At 68.1% G+C, this 14,504-nt stretch carries 18 protein-coding genes and 1 pseudogene; 10 read left to right on the top strand and 9 right to left on the bottom strand.

Translation table 11 applies throughout. The annotated features are described in order from the left end of the window. Positions 1-70: 70 nt before the first annotated feature. The 6 genes and pseudogenes from ACIKT0_RS01000 to ACIKT0_RS00975 form a co-directional block, all read right to left on the bottom strand. Positions 71-685: a MerR family transcriptional regulator gene (locus ACIKT0_RS01000; protein ID WP_407103559.1), complete on the bottom strand. Its 615-nt coding sequence runs from the start codon at positions 683-685 to the stop codon at positions 71-73. Further along, positions 682-1,026: pseudogene (locus tag ACIKT0_RS00995) on the bottom strand (integration host factor subunit alpha); the annotation flags it as partial. The gene ACIKT0_RS01000 and the pseudogene ACIKT0_RS00995, both read right to left, overlap by 4 nt. A 110-nt stretch (positions 1,027-1,136) precedes the next feature. After that, positions 1,137-2,114, bottom strand: coding sequence for a beta-ketoacyl-ACP synthase III (locus ACIKT0_RS00990; protein ID WP_407103558.1), 978 nt, complete (start codon positions 2,112-2,114; stop codon positions 1,137-1,139). Beyond that, entirely contained in the window at positions 2,111-3,190 is a 1,080-nt protein-coding gene (gene plsX / locus ACIKT0_RS00985) for a phosphate acyltransferase PlsX (protein WP_407103557.1), read from the bottom strand. Before plsX ends, ACIKT0_RS00990 begins: the two co-directional genes overlap by 4 nt. A gap of 130 nt (positions 3,191-3,320) precedes the next feature. Beyond that, positions 3,321-3,836, bottom strand: a complete 516-nt coding sequence (locus tag ACIKT0_RS00980; protein ID WP_407103556.1) for a YceD family protein — start codon at positions 3,834-3,836, stop codon at positions 3,321-3,323. Continuing rightward, entirely contained in the window at positions 3,833-4,384 is a 552-nt protein-coding gene (locus ACIKT0_RS00975) for a ubiquinol-cytochrome C chaperone family protein (protein WP_407103555.1), read from the bottom strand. Before ACIKT0_RS00975 ends, ACIKT0_RS00980 begins: the two co-directional genes overlap by 4 nt. Positions 4,385-4,556: 172 nt before the next feature. Between ACIKT0_RS00975 and ACIKT0_RS00970 the strand changes: the two genes are divergently transcribed. Genes ACIKT0_RS00970 through ACIKT0_RS00955 form a run of 4 tightly spaced genes read left to right on the top strand, consistent with a single transcriptional unit; the run spans position 4,557 to position 6,646 of the window. Then, a complete protein-coding gene (locus tag ACIKT0_RS00970) occupies positions 4,557-5,009 on the top strand; it encodes an outer membrane protein assembly factor BamE (RefSeq protein WP_407103554.1) in 453 nt (150 codons plus the stop codon). A gap of 25 nt (positions 5,010-5,034) precedes the next feature. Next, a complete protein-coding gene (locus ACIKT0_RS00965) occupies positions 5,035-5,472 on the top strand; it encodes a hypothetical protein (protein WP_407103553.1) in 438 nt (145 codons plus the stop codon). A 30-nt stretch (positions 5,473-5,502) separates the two neighbouring features. Continuing rightward, positions 5,503-5,940 carry a DUF1489 family protein gene (locus ACIKT0_RS00960; protein ID WP_407103552.1) on the top strand — a complete coding sequence of 146 codons (438 nt, stop codon included), beginning with the start codon at positions 5,503-5,505 and terminating at the stop codon, positions 5,938-5,940. 28 nt (positions 5,941-5,968) lie between these two features. Beyond that, positions 5,969-6,646: a DUF599 domain-containing protein gene (locus ACIKT0_RS00955; protein ID WP_407103551.1), complete on the top strand. Its 678-nt coding sequence runs from the start codon at positions 5,969-5,971 to the stop codon at positions 6,644-6,646. Here the strand turns inward: ACIKT0_RS00955 and cimA are convergent. The 3 genes from cimA to ACIKT0_RS00940 all read right to left on the bottom strand — a co-directional run bounded on the left by cimA (position 6,620) and on the right by ACIKT0_RS00940 (position 9,895). Beyond that, positions 6,620-8,248 carry a citramalate synthase gene (gene cimA, locus ACIKT0_RS00950; protein WP_407103550.1) on the bottom strand — a complete coding sequence of 543 codons (1,629 nt, stop codon included), beginning with the start codon at positions 8,246-8,248 and terminating at the stop codon, positions 6,620-6,622. The genes ACIKT0_RS00955 and cimA overlap by 27 nt on opposite strands. Beyond that, a complete protein-coding gene (cysS, locus tag ACIKT0_RS00945; RefSeq protein WP_407103549.1) occupies positions 8,245-9,603 on the bottom strand; it encodes a cysteine--tRNA ligase in 1,359 nt (452 codons plus the stop codon). The genes cimA and cysS overlap by 4 nt, the downstream gene beginning before the upstream one ends. A gap of 76 nt (positions 9,604-9,679) precedes the next feature. Further along, positions 9,680-9,895, bottom strand: a complete 216-nt coding sequence (locus tag ACIKT0_RS00940) for a hypothetical protein (RefSeq protein ID WP_407103548.1) — start codon at positions 9,893-9,895, stop codon at positions 9,680-9,682. Positions 9,896-10,031: 136 nt separating this feature from the next. On the opposite strand from ACIKT0_RS00940, the gene pqqA reads away from it, so the two are divergent. From pqqA to ACIKT0_RS00910, 6 genes are all read left to right on the top strand, one after another. After that, positions 10,032-10,112 carry a pyrroloquinoline quinone precursor peptide PqqA gene (gene pqqA, locus ACIKT0_RS00935; RefSeq protein WP_128776471.1) on the top strand — a complete coding sequence of 27 codons (81 nt, stop codon included), beginning with the start codon at positions 10,032-10,034 and terminating at the stop codon, positions 10,110-10,112. 52 nt (positions 10,113-10,164) lie between these two features. After that, the gene (gene pqqB, locus ACIKT0_RS00930) at positions 10,165-11,115 is read left to right on the top strand and encodes a pyrroloquinoline quinone biosynthesis protein PqqB (RefSeq protein ID WP_407103547.1); all 951 of its coding nucleotides are present in this window, start codon (positions 10,165-10,167) and stop codon (positions 11,113-11,115) included. A gap of 16 nt (positions 11,116-11,131) precedes the next feature. Further along, a complete protein-coding gene (gene pqqC, locus ACIKT0_RS00925; RefSeq protein WP_407103546.1) occupies positions 11,132-11,884 on the top strand; it encodes a pyrroloquinoline-quinone synthase PqqC in 753 nt (250 codons plus the stop codon). Continuing rightward, on the top strand, positions 11,881-12,162 hold the full coding sequence (pqqD, locus tag ACIKT0_RS00920) for a pyrroloquinoline quinone biosynthesis peptide chaperone PqqD (protein ID WP_183396179.1): 282 nt from the start codon (positions 11,881-11,883) through the stop codon (positions 12,160-12,162). Before pqqC ends, pqqD begins: the two co-directional genes overlap by 4 nt. Positions 12,163-12,175: 13 nt before the next feature. Then, entirely contained in the window at positions 12,176-13,366 is a 1,191-nt protein-coding gene (gene pqqE, locus ACIKT0_RS00915) for a pyrroloquinoline quinone biosynthesis protein PqqE (RefSeq protein WP_407103545.1), read from the top strand. Positions 13,367-13,510: 144 nt separating this feature from the next. Beyond that, a partial coding sequence (locus ACIKT0_RS00910) for a DUF2865 domain-containing protein (protein ID WP_407103544.1) occupies positions 13,511-14,504 on the top strand: 994 nt, incomplete at its 3' end.

The raw sequence follows: 14,504 nt of genomic DNA, 5'->3' as shown, positions 1-14,504 counted from the left end.
TCACACCCCGATACCTTTATAGCCGGTTACCCGGCTGGCGGGAAGGCGAAGCCCTCCATTCGTCCGGACCTCACGACCGCTGGTCCAGCAGACGGCGACATGCGCGCAGCTCCTGCAGCGCCGCGGTCAGGCGGGCGATCTGCTCAGGCGAGAGCCCCGGCGAAACCGGGGCCGGAGGGACGGGGCTCACAGAAACGGGGGCCGAGGACGGACCATCGTCCTCTTCCGTGTCCTCGGAATAGGTCTGCTCTTCGGGGACCGGGTCCGGCCTCGGCGTCTCCCGCTTTCCACGCGGCGCCCAGACTTCGGGTCCGGCTGCGCCGCCCGCCAGTCCGTAGGACGCCCCGGGCCCGGCGGACGCGTCGGTCTCCGCGCTTCCACCTGCAGCCGCGAGAATCGCCGCCTTCCGGCCGCCCTGCTCGCGCAGGATCCGTTGCACGCCGCGGATCGTGTAGCCTTCCCCGTAGAGCAACTGCTTGATGCCGCGAAGGAGATCCACGTCGTTCGGGCGGTAGTAGCGCCGGCCGCCTCCCCGCTTGATCGGCTTGATCTGCGGAAAGCGGGTCTCCCAGAAACGCAGCACGTGCTGCGGCAGGCCGAGCTCCTCCGCCACCTCGCTGATGGTGCGGAACGCGCCGGGGTCCTTGCCGCCCTCGCGTGCAGCGTCGCCGGGATCGAACGTCAAGCCGAGCCGTTCCTCTTCGTCGCGGGTTCTTCGATGTGGTTGATCCGGCTCTTCAGGATGTTCGACGGCTTGAACACCATGACGCGGCGCGGCGGGATCGGAACCTCCTGCCCGCTCTTCGGATTGCGACCGACCCGCTGTCCCTTGTCGCGCACGACGAAGGACCCGAACGACGAGAGCTTGACCGTCTCGCCGCGTTCCAGGCAGTCGCCGATTTCGGCCAGAACCATCTCAACCAACGAGGCGGACTCGGTGCGTGACAGGCCGACCTTCTGGTAGACCGCCTCGCACAAATCCGCACGTGTAACGGTGCGCCCCGTCATCCCCCGTTCCCTCTGCCCTTGAGGTCGTCCGCGCGATCTGTCGCCGCGTCTTTCGACCCCCGAAGGCTATGTGTCCCGCCAGCGGCGGTCAACGCTCCTAATCTCCGACGCCGTCAGGGATATTCTGCCTACCAGCGCAGCAGCGCCGACCCCCAGGTGAATCCCCCGCCCATGGCTTCGAGCAGGACGAGGTCGCCCTCCGCGATCCGTCCGTCCGCCCGCGCCTCCGCGAGGGCGAGCGGGATGGACGCGGCCGAGGTATTGCCGTGATGGTCCACGGTCACCACCACCTTCTCCGGCGCGATCCCGAGCTTCTGCGCGCTCGCGTCGATGATCCGCCGGTTCGCCTGATGCGGCACGAACCAGTCGATCGTCTCCGCGCTCTCGCCGGTGGCCTCGAAGGCGTCGTGGATCACGTCGGTGATCATGCCGACTGCGTGGCGGAACACCTCGCGGCCCTCCATCCGGACGTGGCCGGTGGTGCCGGTCGAGGACGGGCCGCCGTCGACGAACAGCTTCGCCTTGTGTCGTCCGTCCGACCGCAGATGCGTCGTGAGGATGCCGCGGTCTTCGGACGTGCCGGCCTGTTCGACCGCCTCCAGGACCACCGCGCCGGCGCCGTCGCCGAACAGCACGCAGGTCGTTCGGTCAGTCCAGTCCAGAATGCGCGAGAACGTCTCGGCCCCGATCACCAGCGCGCGCCGATGCTGCCCCGAGGTCAGGAACTTGTCCGCGATCGCGAGCGAGTAGACGAAGCCGGAGCAGACCGCCTGCACGTCGAAGGCGAAGCCGTGCGTGATGCCGAGCGCCGCCTGCACCGAAGTCGCGGTCGCCGGGAAGGTGTTGTCCGGAGTGGAGGTGCCGAGCACGATCAGGTCGATGTCGGAGGCGTCGAGCCCGGCGTCGGCGAGCGCGGCCTTGGCGGCCGCCGTCGCGAGGTCGGAGGTCATCTCGCCGGCCGCCGCGATGTGGCGGCTGCGGATGCCGGTCCGCTGGACGATCCATTCGTCCGAGGTGTCGACCGTCTTGGCGAGGTCGTCATTGGTGAGGATTTCGGCCGGCAGATAGGATCCGCAGCCCTTTACGACGGAGCGGATGCGGGTCACGAGGCGGCCTCGGCGAGAGCCGGCTCCGTGGCGCTCGCCAGACCCGCGGCCATCGCGGCGCGCTCATGGACGTGACCCTGCAGGATCTTGGCCGTCAGGTCATAGCGAGCCATGTCGTAGCCGAGCTCCACCGCGGACGCGAAGCCCTCCGCGTCGGTGCCGCCATGGCTCTTGATCACTACGCCATCCAATCCGAGGAAAACGCCGCCATTCACCTTACGGGGATCCATCTTGTCCTTGAGAGTGTCGAAGGCGTGCTTCGCCAGGAGATAACCGATCTTCGACAGAAATGTTCGACCGAGGGCCGAGCGGAGGTATTCGCCGATCTGACGCGCGGTGCCCTCGGCGGTCTTGAGGGCGATGTTGCCCGAGAAGCCCTCCGTGACGACGACGTCGACGGAGCCCTTGCCGATGTCGTCGCCCTCCACGAAGCCGCGGAAGTCCATGCCCGGAAAGGCCTGCTCCTTCAGCAGCCGGGCGGCCTCCTTGACCTGCTCGACGCCCTTGATCTCCTCCACGCCGACGTTCAGGAGGCCGACGGTCGGGCGTTCGATGTCGAACAGGATGCGCGCCATCGCGGACCCCATGACGGCGAAGTCGACCAGTTGCTTGGCGTCCGCGCCGATCGTGGCCCCGACGTCGAGCACGATGCTTTCGCCGCGCAGGGTCGGCCAGATCGCGGCGATGGCCGGACGGTCGATGTCCGGCAGCATCCTGAGGCAGAAGCGCGACATGGCCATCAGCGCGCCCGTGTTGCCGGCGGACACCGCGACATGGGCGCGGCGCGCCTTCACGGCCTCGAGCGCGAGCCACATGGACGACCTGCGGCGGCCCTGGCGCAGGGCGACGCTGGGTTTGTCCTCCATCCGCACGGCGACGTCCGTGTGCTGGATCTCGGAGACCGCCGCGAGCTGCGGATGCGCGTCGAGCAGCGGACGGATGCGAGCCTCGTCCCCGACGAACAGGAAGCTCGTGTCAGGCTTGCGGGTGAGCGCGATCGCGGCTCCGGGCACGACGACCTCGGGGCCGTGATCGCCCCCCATGGCGTCGAGTGCGATGCAAACCTTGTCTATCATTCGTCTTTGAAGCCGGAGACCGTGCTCTACGCGATTGAGGCGCCGAGAAGAACCGGTGACGTGCGGCGGTTCGGACGCGGGCGGACCATAGCGTCTACCGCTCGGGTGGCAACCCTCATGGACCTCAGGCTCAACGTTCGTCCGAACCGTTGGGGCTGAGGCGACGCAGGATCGCGAAGGGCGACTCGGCGCCCGCCCCGCCCTCCTCCAGCTCGAAGGCCGCCCCCGGCTTGCGCGGGTACGGATCAAGACCAAGCGTGAAGAACTCGGAGGTCACCGCGCCGAGATCCACGACGCCGCCGACCAGCGGGTCCGGACCGTCCTCGTCAACGTCCTGCTCCCCGCCGACCGGCGCAGCCCGCGGCGAGAATCGGACCGACACGTCTTCGCGGACCGCCTCCTCGAACGGCTCCAGCGTGACGACGCAGGTCCGCGTCGTCTGTGCCTGGACGGAGCCGCTGACCTCCAGCCCGTCCGAGCCGAAGGGGCGGACATGGAGGCGGGCGACCAGCGATTCCACCGAAAGCACGTCGTTCAAAGCGGCGACGGCCTCGCGCTCCTCCGGCGAGGCCACGACCTCGATGTCGAGCCCTTCGGCGGGAACGGAGGCGGCCTGGAGCGGCCGGGAGAGCGGAGCGTCGGTCAAAGCGCGGCTTCCTGAATGGCCGGGAAAGCTGGGCCGACCTGGATCAGACCCTCGGCCGGCTGGGACTGCAGCGCGTCGGCCGCGAGGATGACGTAAGTCGCGAGGCGGGCGGGCGCATCGGCAGCGGCGGGGTCGTCCCGATACACGATCCGTCTGAGAGCCGCCGCCAGCGCCTGTTCGTCACGACGATCGAGCGCCGCGTCGTATTGGGCGGCGCCGTCGTAGAAGGCGCGGATAATCGGCTTCATCTTCTTGCCGACAGAGAGATCTCCCACACCCATCTCACGCAAGCTTGCATCGAGACTGCGAAACATCTCCTCGACGACCTCCTGGGCTCTCGCGGCGGCCTCCGGACCCTCCGAACGCAGCCTTCGGAGATAGAGCACCGCATGCAGCACGATAAGCTCGAAGCGCCCCGGCAAGGTGTCCGGGACAGTGAGGTCGCGGTAGAATTCCGGCCTCCTGGCCTCAAGGACGAGGGCGGCGTAGATCCGCTCCGCCGGAGTGGGTTCGGCGGCGGCTCGCCTTTTAAGAAGCCCGAAGATCATCGCCGCGCCGCCCGAGACGAGACGCCGGCCGCGCGCCTCCACTGTTGAACTGGGACCTCCCGCGAGGTACGCCAAGAGCGGCGGAGCGGCAAGCCTCAGGGGCGGAGGACGCGTTGCGCCGGCGCCATGTAGAGGCGCCCGTCGAGTAGCGTTTGGGGAGGAAGCTTCGAGCATGGGCATCAAGGGTTCGCCGGCGCTGGTCCGCACGGCCGGTCTCATCGTGGCCTCGGCTCTGGCGCTGGGCGCCGCCGGCTGCGCAGAGGACCAGTCGAAAGGCTATGTCTTCTCCGAGAGCGCCCTTCAGCAGGTGTCGGTGGGCTCCAGCCAGGAGCAGGTCCTCGTCGTGCTCGGGACGCCCTCGACGACCGCGACCCTCAAGGGCCAGGTTTTCTACTACATCTCGCAGAAGACCCACCGGCCCGTCGCCTTCATGAACCCGAAGATCACGGATCAGCGGGTGCTCGCGATCTTCTTCGACCAGAACCGCAGGGTCGAGAAAATCGCCGACTACGGCATGAAGGACGGCCGCGTGTTCGACTTCCGGAACCAGGTCACGCCTACGGCCGGCCAGGAGCAGAACTTCATCGAGCACATGTTCAAGGGCCTGCTCTCGAACGAAGAGTGAGAGCGCAGTGTCGCGGGAGGTTCGGATGGTCGCGCTCAAGCGGGCAGTCGCCGTTCTTTGCCTGGCGGGCGCGGCGCTGGCCGCTCCCGCAGAAGCCGCCCCGGGCGACAGGCAGTTCGTCGGCGTCGATCGCCACGACCCGTCCGCCTTTCTGCGGGCGGTGCGCGCCGGCGCTGACTTCGTGAAGGGGGGCCGTGGCCGGCAGTTCCGGGTGATCCTCGCGAACTCCGGCGTCATCGTCGTGATCCCGGGCACCTCGACGGTTCAGATGCAGCTCGCGGAGGCGACGCGCGGCGCCCGGGGGCTGCAGATCATCGCCTGCCGCGAGACGATCGACGCTCTGTCCAAGGCCAACCGTCGGCGCGTGCCGGTTCTTCAAGGCGTGACGCTGATGCCGTGCGCGAGCCTGAGGAACAAGATGACGGTCGCGGGCTGGCAGGAAGCTCCGGGGCTGGGCTACTAGCCTCCGCACACAGGGGCCCGGCGATCGCGCATGCCGCTTCATCTGCAAAAGCTCTGTGTGGGATGCGATTCGCCGGAAGACCTCCGCGGCTGGATCGACGAGCGCATGGCGGAGCGCCGCCGACGGGGAGCCCCGGAGGAGCAGGTCCATGTCACCCGGATGGCGCCGAAGCGCGCCGCCGAGCTTCTCGACGGCGGCTCGCTCTACTGGGTGATCAAGGGCGTCATCCTGGTCCGACAGCCTCTCCTCGACCTGAGATCCGTCACGGGCGCGGACGGCGTAGAGCGCTGCGAACTGGTCCTGCTGCCGGAGCTCGTTCCGGTGCGGCCTGCGCCGCGGCGGCCGTTCCAGGGCTGGCGCTATCTTCCGCACGCCGACGCCCCGGCCGATCTTGCGGAGGACGAGCGACGCGCGCCGGGGCTGCCGACGCATCTCGTCACGGAGTTGCGCATGCTGGGGTTGCTGTGAGCGCCGGGCCCTGCTCGGGGTCGCGCCCGTGAGCCCCTTCACGGCGCTGGACCTCGTGGCGCTCTGCGTCTTCTTCGGGGTCTGGTTCGTCCATCACCTCGTCTCTGAGCTGTCGCCCGGCGGGCTCAGCTCCGTGATGGCGCGACGCCGCCGCGAGTGGATGGGGCGCATGAGCGCGCGCGAAGCCAGGATGCCCGACTCGATCACCATGCAGGGCCTGCAGAACGGCTCCGCCTTCTTCGCCTCGACGTCGCTGATCGCGATCGGCGGCGGCCTCGCCGCCCTTCAGGCGAGCCAGCAGGCGATCGAAGTGTTCGCCGCCCTGCCCTTCGGCGTCGCCACCACGCCCCAGCTCTACGACGTCAAGGTGGTCGGGTTCTCGGCGATCTTCGTCTACATCTTCTTCAAGTTCGTCTGGGCGTACCGGCTGTTCAACTACTGCTCGATCCTGATCGTCGCCGCGCCGCCGCCGGACATGCGCGGCACGCCCGAGATGGAGATCGCCGTCGAGCGGGCCGCGCGCATGAACATCGAGGCCGGGCGGCACTTCAACCGCGGCCTGCGCTCGCTGTTCTTCGTGCTCGCCTATCTGGGCTGGTTCCTCAGCCCGGTGGTGCTGATCGCGTCCAGCATCGTCGTGTGGATCGTGCTGTACCGCCGCCAGTTCGCGTCGGAGTCGCTACGCGCCGCAAGCTTCGGCGAGTGAGGACGCGCCAGCCGGCGCGCCGGCCCTGAAGAGCTTGTAGGTGACGCTGTCGACCAGCGCCTCGAACGAGGCGTCGATGATGTTCGGCGACACTCCCACCGTGGTCCAGCTTTCGCCTTTGCCGTCGGTCGACTCGATCAACACGCGGGTGATCGCCTCGGTGCCGCCGTTCAGGATGCGGACCTTGTAGTCCGTGAGCTTCAGGTCCGTGATGAAGGGCTGGTATCGCCCGAGGTCCTTGCGAAGCGCCAGGTCGAGCGCGTTCACCGGACCGATCCCCTCCGCCGCCGTGATCAGCGGCTCGCCGTCGACCACGACCTTCACGACCGCTTCGGAAACGGTGACGAGTTCGCCCACGGCGTTGTGCCGGCGCTCGACCATCACGCGGAAGCTCTCGACGGAGAAATAATCCGGCACGCGGCCGAGAGCGCGGCGGGCGAGCAGCGCGAAGGAGGCGTCTGCGCCCTCATAGGCGTAGCCCTGCGCCTCACGTTCCTTGACGAGGGCGAGGAGCGCGTCGACCCGGGGGTCGCCGCGGTCCGCCTCCACGCCCACGCGGGCGAGTTCGGCGAGCAGGTTCGACTTTCCGCCCTGGTCGGACACCAGAAGACGGCGGCGGTTGCCGACGCTTTCCGGGGGCACGTGCTCATAGGTGCGCGGGTTCTTCAGGATCGCGGATGCGTGGATCCCGGCCTTGGTCGCAAAGGCGTTGACGCCGACATAGGGCGCGTAGCGGTTCGCCGGCCGGTTCAACAGTTCGTCGAAGGAGCGCGAAAGCTGCGACAGAGACGCCAGCGCCTCGTCGCTGACGGCGATCTCGAAGCGCTCGGCGAATTCGGGCTTCAGCTTCAGGGTCGGGATCAGCGTCGTCAGGTTCGCGTTCCCGCAGCGCTCGCCGAGGCCGTTCAGCGTGCCCTGGATCTGCCGCGCGCCGGCGCGCACGGCGGCGAGCGAATTGGCGACGCCGAGCCCCATGTCGTCATGGGCGTGGATGCCCAGCCTTTCGCCCGGAACGACGCTTGCCGCCTGCGCGACGATCGTCGCGACCTCCTCGACGGTCGTGCCGCCGTTCGTGTCGCACATCACCGCCCAGCGGGCGCCCGCGTTGATCGCAGCTTCCAGGCAGGCAAGCGCGTAGGACGGATTGGCCTTGAAGCCGTCGAAGAAGTGCTCGCAGTCGATCATCGTCTCGCGGCCGGCGGCGACGGACGCCTCCACCGTCTCGCGGATCTGCTCGAGGTTTTCCTCCAGCGAGATCCCCAGCGCCTCGACGACGTGGAAGTCCCAGCTCTTCGCGACGAAGCAGCAGGCCTGGGCCTCGGCTCGCAGCACGCCCTGAAGTCCGGGATCGTTCGAAGCCGAACGGCCCGCGCGCCTCGTCATGCCAAAGGCGGTGAAACGCGCGCGCGCGGTGCGCGGCGCGGAGAAGAACTCGGTGTCCGTCGGGTTCGCGCCGGGGAAGCCGCCCTCGACATAGTCCACGCCCAATCCGTCCAGCAGCCGCGCCACCAGGATCTTGTCCTGGAGCGTGAAGTCGACGCCCGCCGTCTGGGCGCCGTCACGCAGCGTGGTGTCGAACAGATAGAGGCGCTCCCGGGTCATCTCGCGACTTCCCAACTTGTGCCCGTGGCGCTGTCCTTCAGCACGACGCCTTTCGCGAGCAGTTCGTCGCGGATGCGGTCCGCCTCGGCGAAGTTGCGCTCCCGGCGCGCCGCGATGCGGGCGTCGATCAGACGCTCGATCTCCTCGGTCGGCAGCGACTGCTCCGGGGCCCGCGCGGCCCGCCAGTCCTCGTAGGCCTCCTGCCGGAAACCCAGGAAGCGGAGCGTCCCCGACAGCGCCTTGCGGCCGCCCTCGGAGCGCAGCCGGTGCATCTCGGCGATCATCTTCGGCGTATTGAGGTCGTCGGCGAGCGCCTCGATCACGCCGGGCGCCGGCCGCGGATCGGCGTCCGCCGCGGCGGCTTCGAACCACTGCCCGAGCGTCCGCTCGGCCTCCTGCAGGCCCTTGAGGGTCCAGTTGATCGGCTGACGGTAATGCGCCGCGAACATCGCGAGCCTGGCGACGTCGCCAGGCCAGTCGGCCAGCACCTCTCGGATGGTGACGAAGTTGCCGAGCGACTTCGACATCTTCTCGCCCTCGACCTGCACAAAGCCGTTGTGCAGCCAGACATTGGCCATCCGTTCATGGCCGAAGCAGCAGGTCGACTGCGCGATCTCGTTCTCGTGGTGCGGGAAGATCAGGTCGATCCCGCCGCCATGGATGTCGAACACCTCGCCAAGCAGAGCGGCCGCCATCGCCGAGCACTCGAGGTGCCAGCCCGGCCGCCCCATGCCCCACGGGCTCGGCCAGGCCGGCTCGCCCTCCCGGGAGGGCTTCCACAGCACGAAGTCCATCGGCCCCCTCTTGTAGGCCGCGACCTCGACGCGGGCGCCCGCCTCCATCTCGCCGAGCGAGCGGCGCGCGAGGCGCCCATAGGCCGGCATCGACGCGACATCGAACAGCACGTGCCCGTCCGCCTCATAGGCGTGGCCACGCTCGAGCAGCCGCTCGACGAGCTTGACCATGTCGAGCTCGCCTTCGCCCCGGCAGATATACTCCGTGGCGCGGGGCTCTTCGGTCGGGGGCAGGCAGCCGAGTTCGGCGACGTCGGCGTGGAAACCGCGCGCGGTTTCAGCGGTCAGTTCCTGGATCGAGATCTTCCGCTCGGCCGCGCGCGCGTTGATCTTGTCGTCCACGTCCGTGATGTTGCGGACATATTTGACGTGCTCGGCCCCGTAGACGTGGCGGAGCAGCCTGTACAGCAGGTCGAAGACGATGACCGGGCGGGCGTTGCCGATATGCGCCCGGTCATAAACCGTCGGGCCGCACACATACATCCGCACGTCCTGCGGATCGATCGGCGCGAACGGATCCTTCGAGCGCGTCAGCGAATTGTAGAGCTTGAGCGTGGTCACGCCCCGTCCTCCTCGTGGGCCGGGGTGTCGTTCTTCTCGCAAAAGATCAAGAAAAAACCGCCGCGGCCAGCCTCAGCTATGCGCAGTTAATGACGATCCGGTTGGTGGCGTCGGCGCGTCCGGCGGCGTTCATGGCGCGGACAATGATCACGCCGGCAAGCTCAGTCAAGCCTTGGCGCCACCGGGCTAAATCGCCCGACGGCCCGGCTCCAAATGGGGCGATCATGTGGCGCGCGGCTTCGCTGCGCCTCTCGGTGGAGGCCCGCAATCCTAAGAAGTTCTTGAGGATCAAGCGCTTGGATTACCAAGATTTAAGGCGGCGCGCGCTGGCGCGGCTCTGCGCACGAAGCTATCTTCCGTGACGCGCCAAGAGGAGCGACTCCGCTTTTCGAAGGTGCGAAGTCTTAGGGAACCCTTAGGAGGCTATCATGGCCATTTGGACCGCTCCGATCGTCGAAGAGACCCCCGTCGGTCTCGAAGTCACGTCGTACAGCCCGGCCGAGCTCTGAGCTGAAGCCGTGACTGTATTCGGGACGATCTGAGGAAGGATCGGCTTTCGCCATGTCTCTTCGGATGATCGTTCTCGGATCAGCTGCCGGCGGCGGCTTTCCTCAGTGGAATTGCCGCTGTCCGGTGTGCGCTCTGGCGTGGGACAATGACCCGCGCGTCAAGCGCCGCACCCAGTCCTCGATCGCGGTCGAAACCGGTTGTGGGACCTGGACGCTGTTCAACGCATCGCCGGACCTGCGCTCGCAGATCCTGGCAACGCCGAAGCTGCAGCCGACCGGGCTGCGCGAGACTCCGATCCGATCGGTGGTTCTCACCAATGGCGACGTCGATCATGTCGACGGGCTGATCACGCTGCGTGAACGTTCGCCTCTGACCGTCTACGCCACCTCGCAGATTTCCGCGGTGCTCGACGCGAACCCGATCTTCGGCGTTCTGGCGAAGGACGTCGTCGGCCGGCGGACGGTCGAGCTCGACAGGCCTTTCACGATCGACGACGCGACGATCGAGTTCTTCGGGGTGCCGGGCAAGGTCCCGCTGTATCTCGAGACCGAGAACCTGAAGATCGGCGACAGCTCCGGCGATACGGTCGGCGTGGACATCCGCAAGGACGGCCGGCGTCTGGTCTACATCCCCGGATGCGCGGTCGTGAACGACGACGTGCTGCGGCGGGTCAACGGCGCCGACGTTCTGCTGTTCGACGGGACGGTGTTCGAAGACGACGAAATGCGAAAGGCGGGCGTCGGCGAGAAGACCGGCCGACGCATGGGGCACGTGCCGCTCTCGGGCGACGGCGGGTCCATGACGGCCTTTGACGGCGTGAATGTTGGTCGCAAGATCTACATTCACATCAACAACACGAACCCGATTCTCATTTCCGGCTCGCCCCAGCGGCGGACCGTCGAGGATCATGGCTGGGAAGTGTCGGAAGACGGGCTCGAGGTGACGGTCGGAGAGGCCGTCCGCTCCGTCGAACGACAGGATCGCGGGTCAACCGCGGCATAGACTGCGGAGGATTGCGATGTCGGATCTGCTCACCGCGAGCCAGCTTGAGGAGCGCCTTCGCGAGGTCGGCGCTACTCGCTACCACCACCTCCATCCGTTCCAGCTGCGGCTGCAGTCCGGCGCGTGCTCGCGCGGCGAGGTCGAGGCCTGGGCTCTCAACCGCTACCTCTATCAGGCCTGCATCCCGCAGAAGGACGCCATCATCCTGTCGCGGATGGAGGACGCGCAGCTGCGCCGCGAATGGCGGCAGCGCATCATCGACCATGACGGCGAGCGCGAAGGCGAAGGCGGCATCGCCAAGTGGCTGAAGCTGACCGACGATCTCGGCCTCGACCGCGGCGTCGTGATGAGCGGCGAGCTGGCCCTGCCCGCCACGAAGTTCGCGGTGAACGCCTATATGACCTTCGTGCGCGATCGCTCGCTGCTGGAGGCTGTCGCCTCCTCGCTGACCGAGCTGTTCTCGCCGATGGTGATCGCGACCCGCGTCTCGGGGATGCTGGCGAACTACGACTACGTCACGCAGGAGACGCTCGCCTATTTCACCGCGCGGCCTGTGCAGGCCAAGCGCGACAGCGATTTCGCGCTCGACTACTGCAAGACGCACGCGCGGACGCCCGAGCAGCAGCAGGCGGTGATCGCCGCGCTGGAGTTCAAGTGCTCGATGCTGTGGACCATGTTGGACGCGCTCGAGCATGCCTATCTGTATGCCAAGCCGTGGCCCGACGCGTTCCGGCCGGCGGACCAGGCTGATCGGCAGGCGGCGGAATGACGGAAGTCTCGTCCGACGCCACGCCGAGCCTTCCGCGGGGCGTACGCCTGCGGAGGGACGAGGTTCGCAACCAGTGGCTGCTGCTCGCGCCGGAGCGCGTGCTGCATCCGGACGCCATCGCCGTCGCAGTGCTCGAACGCTGCGACGGGGTGAGGACGGTCTCCGCGATCGTCGATGATCTGGCGACCGCCTATGCGGCGCCGCGCGAGACGATCGAGACGGACGTCAAGGCGATGCTTGCTGACCTCGCCAACAAGCGCGTGCTGGACCTCGGCTGAGGAGGCCGAAGCCATGAACGACATGACGATCCCAAATCCGGCGGAAGCGGCCCGCGTGCCGCCGCCGGCGCCGCTCGGCATGCTTGCCGAGCTGACGCATCGCTGCCCGCTGTCCTGCCCCTACTGCTCGAACCCTGTGGAGCTGGACAAGCGCTCCGGCGAACTCGACACCGAGACCTGGAAGCGGGTGTTCTCCGAAGCCGCCGCCATGGGGGTGCTGCACCTCCACCTCTCAGGCGGCGAGCCGACGGCTCGCAAGGACATCGTGGAGCTCACCGCTCACGCCGTGAAGGTCGGGCTCTACACCAACCTCATCACCTCCGGGATCGGCGTCACCCGGGAGAAGCTCGAGGAGCTCGCCACCGCGGGCCTGGACCACGTCCAGCTGTCGATCCAGGACGCGCTGCCCGACACCGCCGACCGCATCGCGGGGCTCAAGGGCGCGCATGAGAAGAAGCGGATCTTCGCCGGCTGGGTGCTCGAGCTCGGCCTGCCGCTGACGATCAACGCGGTCATCCACCGCGCCAACATCGAGAACATCGAGCCGCTGGTGAACATGGCGCTCGAATTCGGCGCACGCCGCGTCGAGATCGCGCATTCCCAGTACTACGGCTGGGCGCTCGAGAACCGCCGGATGCTGATGCCGACCCGCGAGCAGGTGATGCGCGCGGCCGAGACGGTGGAGCGGCTGCGCGAGGAGCTCAAGGGCAAGCTGGTGATCGACGCCGTCGTGCCCGATTACTACGCGCGCCGCCCCAAGCCCTGCGTGGGCGGCTGGGGACGCCAGTCGCTCAACGTGACGCCGTCGGGCAAGGTGCTGCCCTGCCACGCGGCGGAGACCATCAAGCACCTGAAGTTCGACTACGTCACCGAGCGCAGCCTGCCGGACATCTGGGCGAACTCCTCCGCCTTCGAGGCCTATCGCGGCACCAGCTGGATGAAGGAGCCCTGCAAGGGCTGCCCGCGCAAGGAGATCGATTTCGGCGGCTGCCGCTGCCAGGCGCTCGCGATCACCGGCGATCCGGAACAGGCCGATCCCGCATGCTCGCTGTCGCCGTTCCACGCCAAGATCGTGGCCCTGGCGATCAAGGACGCCGCCGTGGATGAGACAGATTACGTCTACCGCCGGTTCGGCGGCGTGCCTGACCCACGCGTGACCATCACGCACAGCAACGCGCCCGTTCCGACTGACGCCCTGGACTAGCGGCTAGGAGGCTCCGGCCGCTCAGGCGGCGTGGCGTCCGCGCGACTCGGCGCAATCTCATTTTCCTCGGGCCCTGTGCGGATCGGGCCTCAGCGGCTAAACAAGCCCCGGGGCAACGCGCGCCGACTCGCGTTAGGGACTGGCATGAGGTCGTTTCTCGCCGCTGTCGCGGCTTTTCCGCTCGTCTTCGCGTCCGTCGGCGCGCAGGCGCAGCAGGGGTCCGAGACCTGCCTGCGGCTCGAGGCCCAGCTCGCCTCCTTGGGGCGGCCGCGCCAGGCCGACCCGCGTCAGCTCCAGCAGGCCGCCGCCCGCCAGCAGGCCGAGCTCGACCGCACGACCGCCTACGCCAAGGGGCTGGGCTGCGGACGACGCTTCTTCTTTTCGCCCGACCCTCCCGCCGAATGCAGGCCCCTCACCGACCGCATCCGCCAGATGCAGGGCAATCTCGATCGGCTAAACGCGCAGCTCGCCCAGGCCAGCCAGGGCGGCGGCGGCGATCCGCGTCGGCGGGAGCTGTTGATCGCGCTAGCCCGCAACGAATGCGGCCCGCAATACCGCCTCGTCGAGCGACGGGTTCCGGGCCAGCAGCAGAAGCGCGGCTTCTTCGACTTCCTGTTCGGCGGACCGGGCTCCGAGGAGCCGTCACAGGGCGAGACCGTGATCGAGCCGGAGATGTCGCCGGACGCGACCCCGCGCGTTTCGACCTTCCGGACGGTCTGCGTGCGTACCTGCGACGGCTTCTTCTTCCCGATCTCGTACCAGACGACCCGCAACGCCTTCGAGCGCGACGAAGCGATCTGCCAGGCCACCTGCCCCGGCGCGGAGGCGAAGCTGTTCGCCTATCCGAACCCGGGCGGCCAGATCGACCAGGCCGCGAGCGTCGACGGCGAGCCCTACACGAAGCTCGAGAACGCTTTCCGCTACCGGAAGGAGTTCGTCTCCGGCTGCTCCTGCAAGCCAGAGGGGATGAGCTGGGCTCAGGCGCTTCAGGGCGTCGAGGACAAGACCGTCAAGAAGGGCGACATCGTCGTCGACGAGCAGAAGGCCCAGGAGCTTTCGCGCCCGCAGGGCGAGGCCGCGTTGCGCGCAGCGCCGAAGCCGCAGAGCCCGCAACAGCGGCCGCCTGCGGGCGCCGAGC

It is taken from the genome of Hansschlegelia beijingensis, assembly GCF_045505405.1.
Classification (GTDB): domain Bacteria; phylum Pseudomonadota; class Alphaproteobacteria; order Rhizobiales; family Methylopilaceae; genus Methylopila; species Methylopila beijingensis_A.
Note: the sequence above shows the minus strand (reverse complement) of the source record. Positions and strands in the feature narration are given on the sequence as shown.

Coding starts and splice junctions, on each gene's coding strand:
- plsX (WP_407103557.1), bottom strand. CDS start 3,190: ATGATAGACAAGGTTTGCATCGCACTCGACGCCATGGGGGGCGATCAC.
- ACIKT0_RS00975 (WP_407103555.1), bottom strand. CDS start 4,384: ATGATCTTCGGGCTTCTTAAAAGGCGAGCCGCCGCCGAACCCACTCCG.
- ACIKT0_RS00970 (WP_407103554.1), top strand. CDS start 4,557: ATGGGCATCAAGGGTTCGCCGGCGCTGGTCCGCACGGCCGGTCTCATC.
- ACIKT0_RS00965 (WP_407103553.1), top strand. CDS start 5,035: ATGGTCGCGCTCAAGCGGGCAGTCGCCGTTCTTTGCCTGGCGGGCGCG.
- ACIKT0_RS00960 (WP_407103552.1), top strand. CDS start 5,503: ATGCCGCTTCATCTGCAAAAGCTCTGTGTGGGATGCGATTCGCCGGAA.
- cimA (WP_407103550.1), bottom strand. CDS start 8,248: ATGACCCGGGAGCGCCTCTATCTGTTCGACACCACGCTGCGTGACGGC.
- pqqA (WP_128776471.1), top strand. CDS start 10,032: ATGGCCATTTGGACCGCTCCGATCGTCGAAGAGACCCCCGTCGGTCTC.
- pqqB (WP_407103547.1), top strand. CDS start 10,165: ATGTCTCTTCGGATGATCGTTCTCGGATCAGCTGCCGGCGGCGGCTTT.
- pqqC (WP_407103546.1), top strand. CDS start 11,132: ATGTCGGATCTGCTCACCGCGAGCCAGCTTGAGGAGCGCCTTCGCGAG.
- pqqD (WP_183396179.1), top strand. CDS start 11,881: ATGACGGAAGTCTCGTCCGACGCCACGCCGAGCCTTCCGCGGGGCGTA.
- pqqE (WP_407103545.1), top strand. CDS start 12,176: ATGAACGACATGACGATCCCAAATCCGGCGGAAGCGGCCCGCGTGCCG.